Origin of the sequence: Kosakonia sp. (assembly GCF_032104925.1) — a bacterium.
In the GTDB taxonomy this organism is placed as follows: Bacteria; Pseudomonadota; Gammaproteobacteria; order Enterobacterales; family Enterobacteriaceae; genus Kosakonia.
In genome coordinates this window covers 35,514-48,567 of sequence record NZ_DAMCGF010000004.1, presented here as the reverse complement: position 1 = coordinate 48,567, position 13,054 = coordinate 35,514, and the positions used below count along the sequence as shown (strand labels likewise).

The 13,054-nt window shown below is 53.8% G+C and carries 11 protein-coding genes; 7 read left to right on the top strand and 4 right to left on the bottom strand.

The genetic code is table 11. The annotated features are described in order from the left end of the window. Positions 1-2: 2 nt before the first annotated feature. The 6 genes from lpoB (at position 3) to RT644_RS09440 (ending at position 5,373) form a co-directional block, all read left to right on the top strand. The gene (lpoB, locus tag RT644_RS09465; protein WP_313626452.1) at positions 3-662 is read left to right on the top strand and encodes a penicillin-binding protein activator LpoB; all 660 of its coding nucleotides are present in this window, start codon (positions 3-5) and stop codon (positions 660-662) included. Continuing rightward, complete coding sequence (gene thiK, locus RT644_RS09460; protein ID WP_313626451.1) at positions 643-1,467, top strand: thiamine kinase; 825 nt, start codon at positions 643-645, stop codon at positions 1,465-1,467. The genes lpoB and thiK overlap by 20 nt, the downstream gene beginning before the upstream one ends. Before the next feature lie 2 nt (positions 1,468-1,469). Then, complete coding sequence (gene nagZ / locus RT644_RS09455; RefSeq protein ID WP_313626450.1) at positions 1,470-2,495, top strand: beta-N-acetylhexosaminidase; 1,026 nt, start codon at positions 1,470-1,472, stop codon at positions 2,493-2,495. A 36-nt stretch (positions 2,496-2,531) separates the two neighbouring features. Next, on the top strand, positions 2,532-3,074 hold the full coding sequence (ycfP, locus tag RT644_RS09450; RefSeq protein ID WP_020457464.1) for an alpha/beta hydrolase YcfP: 543 nt from the start codon (positions 2,532-2,534) through the stop codon (positions 3,072-3,074). Positions 3,075-3,333: 259 nt separating this feature from the next. Beyond that, positions 3,334-4,638 (top strand): NAD(P)/FAD-dependent oxidoreductase, encoded by a 1,305-nt coding sequence (locus tag RT644_RS09445; RefSeq protein ID WP_313626449.1) that lies wholly within the window; start codon positions 3,334-3,336, stop codon positions 4,636-4,638. Positions 4,639-4,833: 195 nt separating this feature from the next. Continuing rightward, positions 4,834-5,373 carry a glycine zipper 2TM domain-containing protein gene (locus RT644_RS09440; protein ID WP_020457466.1) on the top strand — a complete coding sequence of 180 codons (540 nt, stop codon included), beginning with the start codon at positions 4,834-4,836 and terminating at the stop codon, positions 5,371-5,373. Between the two features lie 522 nt (positions 5,374-5,895). Here the strand turns inward: RT644_RS09440 and RT644_RS09435 are convergent. Next, on the bottom strand, positions 5,896-6,531 hold the full coding sequence (locus tag RT644_RS09435; protein WP_097407886.1) for a TetR/AcrR family transcriptional regulator: 636 nt from the start codon (positions 6,529-6,531) through the stop codon (positions 5,896-5,898). A gap of 244 nt (positions 6,532-6,775) precedes the next feature. Between RT644_RS09435 and bhsA the strand changes: the two genes are divergently transcribed. After that, complete coding sequence (gene bhsA, locus RT644_RS09430) at positions 6,776-7,033, top strand: multiple stress resistance protein BhsA (RefSeq protein WP_045507123.1); 258 nt, start codon at positions 6,776-6,778, stop codon at positions 7,031-7,033. Between the two features lie 77 nt (positions 7,034-7,110). Here the strand turns inward: bhsA and RT644_RS09425 are convergent, their stop codons facing one another. From RT644_RS09425 to RT644_RS09415, 3 genes are all read right to left on the bottom strand, one after another. After that, positions 7,111-8,076, bottom strand: coding sequence for a L,D-transpeptidase family protein (locus RT644_RS09425; RefSeq protein ID WP_313626448.1), 966 nt, complete (start codon positions 8,074-8,076; stop codon positions 7,111-7,113). 159 nt (positions 8,077-8,235) lie between these two features. Next, positions 8,236-11,682, bottom strand: a complete 3,447-nt coding sequence (gene mfd, locus RT644_RS09420; RefSeq protein ID WP_313626447.1) for a transcription-repair coupling factor — start codon at positions 11,680-11,682, stop codon at positions 8,236-8,238. 113 nt (positions 11,683-11,795) lie between these two features. Continuing rightward, positions 11,796-12,869 carry an acyltransferase family protein gene (locus tag RT644_RS09415; protein WP_313626446.1) on the bottom strand — a complete coding sequence of 358 codons (1,074 nt, stop codon included), beginning with the start codon at positions 12,867-12,869 and terminating at the stop codon, positions 11,796-11,798. Positions 12,870-13,054: the final 185 nt, after the last annotated feature.

Sequence of the window (13,054 nt, the reverse complement as noted above, 5' to 3'; positions counted from 1 at the left end):
TCTTGATTAAAACTATTGGACGCTACGCGCTACTGACAACCCTGGCCGTGCTGCTTGCGGGTTGTATTAGCGATCAGCAACCCGCGCCGGTTGATCAGGCGGGTGGTGCAGGCACGCCGCAACAACCCACGCCGGTACAGCCGCAACAACCGGTGCCGGAAGTGCCTTCAGTCCCGACGCTGCCGCAGCAGCAACCGGGGCCAATTGAGCATCAGGATCAAACGGGGCAGCCCGCGCCGCGCGAGCGTCATTTTGACTGGAATGGCGCCGTTCAGCCGATGGTCGGTAAAATGTTGCAGGTCAGCGGTGCGAACGCAGGCAGCGTGCTGTTAGTGGATAGCGTTAATAACCGAACCAATGGTTCCATTAACACGAGCGAAGCAACGGGTGTGGTGCGCAACGCGTTAGCGAATAACGGTAAATTTACGCTTGTTACCGAGCAGCAACTGGCGGTCGCGAAGCAACAACTGGGGCTCTCTCCACAGGACAGCCTCGGTACACGCAGTAAAGCCATCGGTATTGCCCGTAACGTCGGGGCGCAGTATGTGCTCTATTCCAACGCGACCGGGAATGTCAACGCACCGGCGCTGCAAATGCAATTGATGCTGGTACAGACCGGCGAAATTATCTGGTCGGGTAAAGGTGCGGTTCAGCAACAATAAACAGACGCGTGACGAGGTGTTGTCACGCTACTTTCCGACCTATACTCCCGTCGCCAGCCAGAATACCGGCCTCAGCGGCGGGAGTTGTCTTATTAGCGATGGACGGCATACGCTGGTGCTGCGAAAACGGCACCAGGCGACATCATCGCCTTTTCTGCGTCAGTATCGCTTACTCCGCCGCTTGCCAGCTTCTATTGCTCCACGCCCGCGCTTATTCACCGGCGAGTGGATGGCGGTCGATTATCTACCCGGCGAGGTCTGCGCTGTGCTGCCGCAGGCCAGTGTGCTGGTGCCGTTACTGTACGATTTACACCGCCAGCCGCTGTTTGGCTGGCGGATAACATTATTGCCGCTGCTTGAAGGTTACTGGCAGCAGAGTGCGCGTTCGCGGCGGACGCCGTTCTGGCTGCGCCAGTTAAAGCAGTTGCGCCAGCAAAAAGAACCTGTGCCGCTACGGCTGGCACCGTTACATATGGATGTCCACGCCGGAAACCTGGTGCAGAGTGCCAGGGGGTTGCGGCTGATCGACTGGGAATATGCGGGCGATGGCGATGTCGCGCTGGAATTGGCGGCGATATGGACGAAAAACGAGGCAGAGCGGCAGGAACTGGTGAATCGCTATGCGCATCAGTCTGCCATTAATCCCGCTTTGCTGTGGCGCCGGGTCCGGCGCTGGCGTCCGTGGGTTTTGATGCTGATGTCTGGCTGGTATGAGTGCCGCTGGCAGCAAACGGGCGATCAACAATTTATTACGCTGGCGAATGAAATATGGCGTCAGCTAGCGAAAAAAGAACAAGAGAGGTAAATGTGGGCCCAGTGATGTTGGATGTGGAAGGGTACGAACTGGATGCGGAAGAGCGCGAGATTCTGGCGCACCCGCTGGTTGGTGGCCTGATCCTCTTTACCCGTAATTATCACGATCCCGAGCAATTACGGGAGCTGGTGCGCCAGATCCGCAGCGCTTCGCATCATCGTCTGGTGGTGGCGGTTGATCAGGAAGGCGGGCGCGTACAGCGTTTTCGCGACGGCTTTACTCGCTTACCCGCCGCACAATCTTTTGCTGCTTTGCATGGGCTGGAAGAGGGCGGACGCCTGGCTCAGGAGGCGGGTTGGCTAATGGCCAGCGAAATGATCGCCATGGATATCGACATCAGTTTTGCCCCGGTGCTGGATATTGGGCATATCAGCGCGGCGATTGGCGAGCGTTCGTATCATGAAGACCCGGTGAAAGCGCTGGCTATGGCGACGCGCTTTATCGACGGGATGCACAGCGCAGGGATGAAAACCACCGGTAAACACTTTCCCGGTCACGGGGCGGTTACGGCCGATTCCCATAAAGAAACACCACGCGACCCGCGGCCACAAGGCGAGATCCGCGCGCATGATATGACGATTTTCCGCAACCTGATTGAGCAAAACAAACTCGATGCGATTATGCCCGCGCACGTTATCTATCCTGACGCCGATCCGCGTCCGGCCAGCGGCTCGCCATATTGGCTGAAAACAATATTACGCGGCGAGCTGGGTTTTGACGGCGTGATTTTTTCGGATGATTTGTCAATGGAAGGCGCAGCTATCATGGGAAGTTACGCTGAACGTGGCCAGGCATCGCTGGATGCCGGTTGCGATATGATCCTGGTCTGTAATAATCGTAAAGGCGCAGTAAGCGTGTTGGATAACCTGTCGCCGATCAATGCACAACGTGTTACGCATTTGTATCATAAAGGTTCATATTCTCGTCAGGAGTTGATGAGTTCAGCGCGCTGGAAGGCGGCTCATAACGAACTGGAGCAGCTGCATGCGCGCTGGCAGGAGCACAAAGAGGCCCGTTAATTCCTGCGGACGCGATGTCGAAGTGGTGAGGATACCATGATTATCTATTTACACGGTTTTGACTCAAACAGCCCCGGCAACCATGAAAAAGTGTTGCAGCTGCAGTTTATTGATCCGGATGTACGTCTGATTAGCTACAGTACGCGGCACCCGAAGCATGATATGCAGCATCTGCTGAAAGAAGTGGATAAAATGTTGCAGCTCAATATCGACGAGCGTCCACTGATTTGCGGTGTCGGCCTTGGCGGTTACTGGGCCGAGCGCATCGGTTTCCTGTGCGATATCCGTCAGGTGATCCTCAATCCTAACCTGTTTCCTTACGAGAACATGGAAGGGAAAATTGATCGCCCGGAAGAGTACCAGGATATTGCCACCAAATGCGTTTCCAACTTTCGTGAGAAAAATCGCGATCGCTGCCTGGTGATCCTTTCGCGCCAGGACGAAGCACTGAACAGCCAGCGCTCAGCCGAGGAGTTGCACCCCTATTACGAAATTGTCTGGGACGAAGAACAGTCGCATAAATTCAAGAATATCTCCCCGCATCTCCAGCGCATTAAGGCCTTCAAAACCCTCGGTTAATTCCCTATTCCGGCAGGTTATCTAACCTGCTGGCGTTATTTTTATTTCTGCGTTTCGCCGGGCATTATTTTGCCTGTCGACTACACTTGCTCATCTTTTAAGCATCAAAACTTGATGCATATCAATTTTGGTATGACCATTGAACCGTTCGTGTTATTCTCAGCGTCAATATCTGGTCGTAAGTGCGTAACTTGTTGTTAAATAAAGGCTATTTTTATAACTTTTAATTAACAATTGGTTAATATTTTAGGGGGTCACGTTGACTACACCATTGAAGAAAATTGTGATTGTAGGCGGTGGTGCTGGTGGTCTGGAACTGGCGACGCAGTTAGGTAAAAAGCTTGGCCGCGGCAAAAAAGCGAAAATCACGCTTGTCGATCGTAACCACAGCCATTTGTGGAAACCGTTGCTGCATGAAGTAGCGACGGGTTCGCTGGATGAAGGGGTTGATGCGCTGAGCTACCTGGCGCACGCGCGTAATCACCATTTTCAGTTCCAGCTCGGTTCTGTCGTTGATATTAATCGCGAAAACAAAACCATTACGCTTGCTGAACTGCGCGATGAGAAGGGCGAATTGCTGGTTCCGGAACGTAAACTGGCCTATGACACGCTGGTGATGGCGCTCGGCAGCACGTCGAACGACTTCAACACGCCTGGCGTGAAAGAGCACTGCATTTTCCTCGACAACCCACACCAGGCGCGCCGTTTCCACCAGGAAATGCTCAATCTGTTCCTGAAATATTCAGCGAACCTTGGCGCTAACGGCAAAGTCAATATTGCGATTGTTGGCGGTGGGGCAACCGGTGTTGAACTCTCTGCGGAGCTGCACAACGCGGTGAAACAGCTGCACAGTTATGGTTATAAAGGTCTGACAAATGAAGCGCTGAACGTGACGCTGGTGGAAGCCGGCGAACGCATTCTGCCTGCGCTGCCGCCACGGATTTCCGGTGCTGCGCATAACGAGTTGACCAAAATGGGCGTGCGCGTACTGACCCAAACGATGGTGACCAGCGCTGATGAAGGTGGTCTGCGCACGAAAGAGGGCGAATACATCAACGCCGATCTGATGGTGTGGGCGGCGGGTATCAAAGCGCCGGACTTTATGAAAGAGATTGGCGGTCTGGAAACCAACCGTATTAACCAACTGGTGGTCGAACCAACATTGCAAACCACCCGCGATGCGGATATTTACGCGATTGGCGATTGCGCGTCGTGTGCCCGACCGGAAGGTGGTTTTGTACCGCCGCGTGCGCAGGCCGCTCACCAGATGGCAAGCCTTGCCTTGCATAACATTCTGGCGCAGATCAAAGGTAAGCCGCTGAAACCGTATGTCTATAAAGATCATGGCTCACTGGTTTCTCTGTCCAATTTCTCAACCGTTGGCAGCCTGATGGGCAACCTGATGCGCGGTTCGATGATGGTTGAAGGCCGTATTGCACGCTTTGTGTACATCTCGCTGTACCGCATGCACCAGGTCGCGCTGCATGGTTATTTCAAAACCGGCCTGATGATGCTGGTCGGCAGCATTAACCGGGTGATCCGCCCGCGTCTCAAATTGCACTAACGCTGTTCTGCTCCCTGCGGCTTTATCTGCCCGGGGAGCAGCATATCCCTCTAGTGATGGCGTCAAACCGCTCGGATAACTCTGAATGTCGTCATTTTCCTGCCCACTATCCCTCTTTTTACGTTCTTTCTGATTGGCTTCCTTGCTTGCGAAGTTGCAAAATTGTTACCAATAGCAAACAGGGAGAGAATCCTGATGAACAAATCAATGTTAGCGGGTATCGGTATTGGCGTGGCCGCTGCACTGGGCGTTGCCGCAGTTGCCAGCCTGAACGTGTTTGAGCGCGGTCCGCAGTACGCGCAAGTGGTTTCTGCGACGCCAATCAAGGAAACAGTTAAAACGCCACGTCAGGAGTGTCGAAATGTGACAGTGACGCATCGTCGTCCCGTACAAGATGAAAACCGGATTACCGGTTCTGTACTCGGCGCGGTAGCGGGTGGCGTGCTGGGGCACCAGTTTGGTGGTGGTCGCGGTAAAGATGTCGCCACAGTCGTTGGTGCATTAGGCGGCGGTTACGCCGGTAATCAGATTCAGGGTGGGATGCAAGAAAGGGATACCTACACCACGACCCAGCAACGTTGCAGCACTGTGTATGACAAGTCAGAAAAAATGCTCGGCTATGACGTGACGTATAAAATCGGTGACCAGCAGGGAAAAATCCGTATGGATAAAGATCCCGGTACGCAAATTCCGCTGGATGGCAATGGTCAACTCGTTTTGAATAACAAAGCGTAAAACAGAAGTACTCTGCATGTTGGCTCCTCATCGCTCAGGCTGAGGAGCCTTTTTTCATTAAAAAAGCCTCACATTTCTGCAAGGCTTTAATCAGTCAAATAAAGTCGTGTTGGCGAACCAGCAGCAGGCCTGTTATCACAATTGAAATAAATGCAAACAGTACTGAACCACCCAACAAAACCCACAGACCAAATAATAATGTTATTACTATTAACACTTTAATGAATGGTAATAGCAAAATCATCTCCATTTTCCTTCTGCATGTGTTAAGTACAGGTAAATACCCTTTATCCTCGGAAGTCGTTCAATACAGCACTTAGGGTGAGAGCAAAGGAAAGCAAGTACATAGCTGCATCATCATGATGCTCATTATTTGTATCATCCGGACTAATCATTAGCCGCGCAATAATCACAATTAAGAATAGCAAAGCGGGGGAAAACGCTGATAGATTTTACCTATTATTGAAATGTGATATCTCAATCACAGAGGCGAGATGAGACGGTTTCCCGTCTCATTTTTTTTCAGGCTTTGATCAAATCCGGCCACAGCCGCAGAGTGGTTTGAATGATTTGCAGCAGTTTTTCACAACTCGCGCCTTCACGCGCGCTGATCGACATGCCCTGCAAGATACATCCTAAAAACTGCGCTAGTGCGAGCGTGTCAACCGTCTGCGGAATTTCGCCGCGCAGCTGGCGAGCGGTGAGAAACTGACGCAGCGTCTCTTCCTGCTGTGCGTGTCGCGATTTTATGGTGTTCGCAATGGCCTGTGACGATGCCGCCAGCGTCGCCGAGGTATTGATCATAAAGCACCCGGCGGGCGTATCCGTACTGGTAAAGCACTTCGCCACGGCGGTGAAGTAATCCCGCAGCGCGCTTTCCACAGATTTTTCTTCGCACAACAACTGCGCTTCGTGCTGGCGCGCGAAACGGGTGATGTAACGATCGAGGACGGCGCGAAACAGCCCCTCTTTGTTAGTGAACTCGGCATACAGCGTCGGCGCTTTCGCCCCGGTCGCTTCGACGAGATCGGATAATGATGTGGCTTCGTAACCATGTTGCCAAAATAGCGTCATGGCTTTGTCGAGCGCCGCTTCCCTGTCGAACACTTTCGGTCGGCCACGGCTTTTTTTGGTGCAACTGCTGACTTCACTGGTCATATCGCCGCCTAACCTTTGTTAGTTTGTTGAATGACCATTATAAAAATATTCCCGACAGATAACCAGCAGCAAATTAGCACATATCGATAAATCATATCGTTATGAATTTTAAGTAAAATTTATTTTATTTAATGATCGTTATAAAAAACCATTGACGCCTGATGCAGATCACATCTACGATTTGTGTATCGATCGTTAATTAAATGTTTAACGGCATCCTTCATCTGCATCCAGGAATGACATCATGAAAAATATCACTGCGCTGTTTACTGCTGCTGTACTGAGTTCTCTCTCTTTTGCCAGCGTCGCTGCTGTTGAAGTGCAATCTGCTCCGACAGGCCAGCAGGAAGTGGCGACCGTTGGAGTACGTGCGAACTCCAACCTTGCCTCCGTAGAAGATCAACTGGCTCAGAAAGCCGATGAGATGGGCGCAAAGTCGTTTCGCATCACCTCAGTAACCGGCTCTGACAACCTGCACGGCACTGCTGTTCTTTACAAATAAGCGCAACACATTACGCCACGGTGATAAAAAAGGCCCCGCGAATTATCGCAGGGCCTTTTTTTACGCCAGCAGGGCAGTTACATCACCTGCGGGTCGTTTTCAATGTGGCGGGTGACATCGACCGGCATCCCGGAACGTACTTCCATCGCATGGCTCATCACTGTTGCATCGCTGCGCGCATCATCTTTGAACGCTTGCATCGCAGCGTTCAGCACGATGGGTAATGTTTTGGGATCATCGTTAATCGATTTCGATAGCGGCTGATGCACTTCCACCAGCCGTCTGCCATCAGGCTCAACTGACGCTTTGATCGGCGTATTGATGATATTCACTGGCGTACCCGGGGAAACCTGGGCGAACAGGTTAGAGATGTCTTTATCCCGCAGGCGAATGCAGCCGGAGCTAACGCGCATACCGATACCGAAATCGGCGTTAGTACCGTGCAGCAAATAGACGCCACCAAACGCGGCAAGGCGAATGGCATGGTGGCCCATCGGGTTATCTGGCCCGGCAGGCATCACCGCTGGCAGATCTATTCCCTGCGCTTTATAGCGCGCACGAATATTCGCGGTCGGTGTCCAGGTGGGGTTCGCGCGTTTATCGGAAACCGTGGTGACCATGGTGGGCGTCAGCGTGTCGCCACCCAGTTGGCCAATGCCGATCGGGTAAACCGTGACTTCGTTTTTACCCGGCGGATAGTAATAGAGGCGCAGTTCGGCGAGGTTGATCACAATGCCTTTGCGCGGCACATCGGGCAGCAGCGTTTGCAGCGGAATGGTCAGTACACTGCCCGCGCGCGGGACATACGGATCGATACCGGGGTTGGCCTGCAAAAGCGCAAGAAATCCTACATTGTATTTCTTGGCAATCGCCTCCAGTGAACCGCCGTCGTTCTGCACGACATGAAAACGGTTCTCGCCAACGAGGTTACTGCCGGAAGGGGGTAAAGGCCAGGTGTTAGCGTGTGCGGGGAGGGCGAGAGTGACAGTGGCGGCGGCGGCCAGCAGCGCGAGCCAGTGAACGAAACGCGACATTTTTATCATTACCATAATCCATGTAAATCATAAGGTTATTGCTATAAAGCTGTGTGATGGAATTATGGTAGGTCAGCGTGTAGGGAAATCCTGGAGTATTGCAAAATATTTGTAAATGTTGAGGAAAGTAAAGGTGCCGGGCCATGCGACCCGGCGTAACGCATTTTGTCAGGCTACCGCATTTTCGGCGAGCTGCTGCATAAAGTTACGAACCCAATCCATCCGCACTTTGCGCTCGCTGAGATCCTGCATAAATTTCAGCCGCGTTGGGCCATCGAGGCGGAAATGCTGCGGTTGTTTCTGCAGCAAGCCAATCAGCCACGCCGGATTGACATGATTTTTCGCGTTGAACTCAATCATGCCGCCTTTTTCGTTGCCTTCCAGCTTGCGGATCCCCAGTTTTTGCGCCTGCTGGCGCAAGCGGGCAATATCCAGCAGGTTACGCGCTGCATCCGGCAACAGGCCGAAACGGTCAATCAGCTCAACTTTAATCTCCTCCAGCGCGTTCTCATCTTTAGCGCTGGCGATGCGTTTATAGAATGACAAGCGCGTGTTGACGTCAGGAATAAAGTCATCCGGCAGCAGCGACGGCATACGTAATTCCACTTCGGTTTGCTGGCTGGTGAGATCTTCCAGCGACGGCTCGCGGCCCGCTTTCAGCGCATCGACCGCATTTTCCAGCAGTTCCATATAGAGCGAAAAGCCGATGGTTTCCATCTGACCACTCTGGTCTTCGCCCAGCAGTTCTCCCGCGCCGCGGATCTCGAGGTCATGCGTTGCCAGCGCGAAGCCCGCGCCTAAATCTTCCAGCGAGGCGATGGCCTCCAGGCGTTTTTGCGCATCGGTAGTCATCGCTTTGGGATGCGGCGTCAGCAGCCAGGCGTAGGCCTGGTGGTGCGAACGCCCGACTCGCCCGCGCAGCTGGTGGAGCTGGGCAAGGCCGAAGTGATCGGCGCGTTCAATAATGATGGTGTTGGCGGTCGGAATATCGATCCCGGTTTCAATAATGGTGGTGCACACCAGCACGTTGAAACGTTGATGGTGGAAATCATTCATCACCCGCTCCAGCTCGCGTTCACGCATCTGGCCGTGACCGATGGCGATGCGCGCTTCCGGCACCAGTTCCGCCAGCCGGTCGGCGGCTTTCTGGATATTTTCCACATCATTGTAGAGATAGTAGACCTGCCCACCGCGCAGGATCTCGCGCAGTATTGCCTCGCGAACCACCAGGTTGTCGTACTCGCGTACAAAGGTTTTTACCGCCAGGCGGCGCGCGGGCGGGGTGGCGATAATCGACAGATCGCGCATCCCGCTCATCGCCATATTCAGCGTACGGGGGATCGGCGTGGCGGTCAGCGTCAGGATATCCACATCGGCGCGCATCGCTTTAATACGCTCTTTGTGGCGCACACCGAAACGGTGCTCTTCATCGACAATTAACAGGCCGAGATCTTTCAGTTTGACATCGCTTTGCAACAGCTTGTGTGTGCCAATCAGAATATCGATTTTTCCTTCGGCGGCCTGCTCCAGGATCTGCGCCTGCTCTTTGGCGCTGCGAAAACGTGAAAGCATTTCGATGCGCACCGGCCAGTTGGCGAAGCGATCGCGGAAGTTATCGAAGTGCTGCTGAGCGAGCAGGGTGGTTGGCACCAGCACCGCCACCTGCTTGTTGTTTTCAACCGCAAGAAACGCGGCGCGCATCGCCACTTCGGTTTTACCGAAGCCGACATCGCCGCACACCAGCCGGTCCATTGCCAGCGGCTGGCACATATCGCTGAGCACCGCGTTAATAGCCTGCGCCTGATCCGGCGTGGTTTCAAACGGGAAACTGTCGCAGAAAAGTTGATACTGCTCTTTGTCATGTTTAAAGGCGAAGCCCGCTTTGGCGGCGCGCTGCGCGTAAATATCCAGCAGTTCTGCGGCGACATCGCGCACTTTTTCCGCCGCTTTTTGCCGCGCGCGCGACCAGGCATCGCTCCCCAGTTTATGCAGCGGCGCGTTCTCTTCCGCACCGCCTGCATAGCGGCTGATTAAATGCAGCGACGAGACGGGCACGTACAGTTTGGCGTCACCGGCGTAGGTCAGCATCAGATATTCGCCTTTGATGCCGCCCGCTTCCAGCGTGGTCATTCCGGCATAACGGCCCACGCCGTGTTCCAGGTGCACCACCGGCTGGCCATCATGCAGTTCGGCCAGGTTACGGATCAACGTATCCGGGTTGATGGTGCGCCGTGTATCCTGGCGACGACGCGCGACGCGCTCACCGAGCAGATCGCTTTCACAAATTAGCGCCCGGCTGCGTAACGTATCGATAAAGCCGTGTTCTGCGGCACCGATCATCAGGTATGTGCCAGGCGCTTCGGCTTCATCGAGACGCATAATACGCTTAGGCGCAACTTTGATGCGTGCCAGCAGCTCAATTAACGCCTCGCGACGACCTTCACTCTCGACGGAGAACACCACCGGCCCGGCGAACGATTCGAGGAACTTACGCAGGTTATCCAGCGGTGATTTCTGCTGCGCCTGTACCGCCAGATCCGGCAACGACCGGTAACCCAGGTTAACATGCGCGGCTTTGTCGGCCAGGTGTTCGGTTTTTAACTGGATGCGCGGCCATTTCTTCAGCTCGCTGTAGAGCTCATCAACGCGAAGCCACAGCGTCTCCGGCGGCAGTAAAGGGCGCATCGGGTCAACACCGCGGTTCTCAAAACGCGCCTGCGTCTCCTGCTGGAAGCGCTCGGCGCTGCTTTCCAGATTACCGGTGTTAACCAGTAAGGTGTTTGCCGGGAAATAGCTGAACAGCGGCGGCAGCGGTTCGCTGAAAAACAGCGGTTGCCAGTACTCAATCCCGGTAGGCAACGTACCTTTGCTGACTTGCTGGTAAATATGCTCGGCGTCGCGTTTGACCTCAAATTTATCGCGCCACTGGCTGCGGAACAGCTCAATGGCGTTTTTATCGGTCGGGAATTCGTGCGCGGGCAGTAAGTTAATTGCTTCGACTTCTTCCAGCGTTCGCTGGGTATCGGCGTCGAAAAGACGCAAACTGTCGATTTCGTCATCGAAAAAATCGAGGCGGAAAGGCTGCTCGCTGCCCATCGGGAAAAGATCAAGCAGCGCGCCGCGTGTGGCGTACTCCCCATGCTCCATAACTTGATCAACATGGCGATAACCCGCGCTATCCAGTTGGCTGCGCAGCTCATCGCGCGACAAGCGCTGCCCTTTTTTCATCACCAGCGCATGGCCATGCAGGTAGCTATGCGGGCAAACGCGTTGCATCAGCGTATTTACCGGAACAATCAGCACGCCGCGCTGCATGGAGGGGAGCTGATATAGGGTCGACAGGCGGGAAGAGATAATTTCCTGATGTGGTGAGAAGCTGTCATACGGCAGCGTTTCCCAGTCGGCGAGGTTCATGACCAGGTTATCGGTAAACTGCCCAATCTCATCCTGCAAGCGCAGCGCGTTTTGCATATCCGGCGCAATCAGCACAACCGGGCCCGGATGGCGCTCAATGATTTCCGCAACTTCGGTGGCGCAGGCAGCACCTGTCAGTTCGCCAAACTGGCGCTGGTCGCCTGCTTTGACAGGCAGGGAATAACGGTATTGTTCAGGCATGGGGATATCAAGATCTCGTTATGGATATACCCCCCGTTATGGGGGCATATCCCTGATACGCAATACCATTATTATCTGTGATTAAGCGGGTTTAGCCAATACGACGCGCAGGATTAACGCGCTTGCACCGCCGTGAGATGTTTCGTCGGTGGCGTGAAAAAGAGATCGGCGAACAGTGCCGACGACAATTTTCGCACCATCAGCCCAGCCAGCGTACAAATCAGCAACGTGGCGAACGGATAGACTAACAGCAGCGCCAGTTCGACCGTTTGCGGCCATGCGCCCGCGTTCATCGGTTTGAGCAGCGCAAGGCTGATGGCCTCAATCAGAATGCGGTGAGTGGTATAAATTGCCAGCGTATTGGAGCCGACCACGTTCAGCAGGCTCTTTTCGTTGGGGGGAAAACGCTGCTCCAGCATCTGGAACAAACGCATAATGCCCACAATAGAAAGCAGGCACAGCGGCAGTGGCATATTCAACATCCACAGCCCGAAAGCCACCACGGCCGCCAGCGCAAACAGTAATCCGTAGCGGCGGAGCGACACGGTTTTGACCCACTCCATTACGCTTGCCCCATACCAGGCGCCGAGCGAATAGAAAATCATATTACGCACCACGCTGTTCATCCCCCACCACGGCAGTGGCAGGTAATTAATCGCCAGGCTTGCCAGGATCATTAGCGCTAATAGTGGCACTTTCCAGTTACTGAGCAGCTTACAAAGCGTGAAATAGACCACCAGCGCATAGAGATACCACAAGCTGGTACTGGCGGTGAGCATGCCCTGCGCGAACTCGCGCCAGTTCTCCGCGTAAGCCGCGTTGGCGGCATTACTCAGATCGCGCTGCGGCGCGAGCCAGTCATTTATCTGGCGTAACCCAGCCCATTGCAGGAGGCCCCACAGCGCCAGCACATAGACGATGCTCCAGATACGCTTATCGAGCGTTTCTTTCCACGGCACATCGTCTATATATCGGCGAATGAGGTAGCCGGAGATAAAAAAGAACACCGGCATACGAAACGGTGCGAGGTAAAGGTTGAAATAAATCCAGCATTTAGTGAGCGTTTGCGACCACGGATGCTGGAAAGTGGACAGGTGCGGGTAAAACGTGATGACGGAGTGATAAACCACAACCAGACAAATACATAACCCCTTGATTTGATTAATCCATAATGTTTTCTGTTTCATTAACACTGTTGCCTGTTTTGCCAAAATCCTGGTCGTTGATCCTGGGCAGACGGGAGAGGGATGTATTGGGGAAGTGTCTGTATTTGTTCATTTTCGGATTAAGGCGAGAGGGCATTAACGGTCAACAGCCGTACAAACAAACGGAAATGCAAACTGGCTGGCGGTTGTTTATTGGTTTGATTTCA

What these genes read in the sequence shown, in the direction of transcription:
- ycfP (WP_020457464.1), top strand. Translation starts at nt 2,532, where the DNA reads ATGATTATCTATTTACACGGTTTTGACTCAAACAGCCCCGGCAACCAT.
- RT644_RS09440 (WP_020457466.1), top strand. Translation starts at nt 4,834, where the DNA reads ATGAACAAATCAATGTTAGCGGGTATCGGTATTGGCGTGGCCGCTGCA.
- RT644_RS09435 (WP_097407886.1), bottom strand. Translation starts at nt 6,531, where the DNA reads ATGACCAGTGAAGTCAGCAGTTGCACCAAAAAAAGCCGTGGCCGACCG.
- bhsA (WP_045507123.1), top strand. Translation starts at nt 6,776, where the DNA reads ATGAAAAATATCACTGCGCTGTTTACTGCTGCTGTACTGAGTTCTCTC.
- RT644_RS09425 (WP_313626448.1), bottom strand. Translation starts at nt 8,076, where the DNA reads ATGATAAAAATGTCGCGTTTCGTTCACTGGCTCGCGCTGCTGGCCGCC.
- mfd (WP_313626447.1), bottom strand. Translation starts at nt 11,682, where the DNA reads ATGCCTGAACAATACCGTTATTCCCTGCCTGTCAAAGCAGGCGACCAG.
- RT644_RS09415 (WP_313626446.1), bottom strand. Translation starts at nt 12,869, where the DNA reads ATGAAACAGAAAACATTATGGATTAATCAAATCAAGGGGTTATGTATT.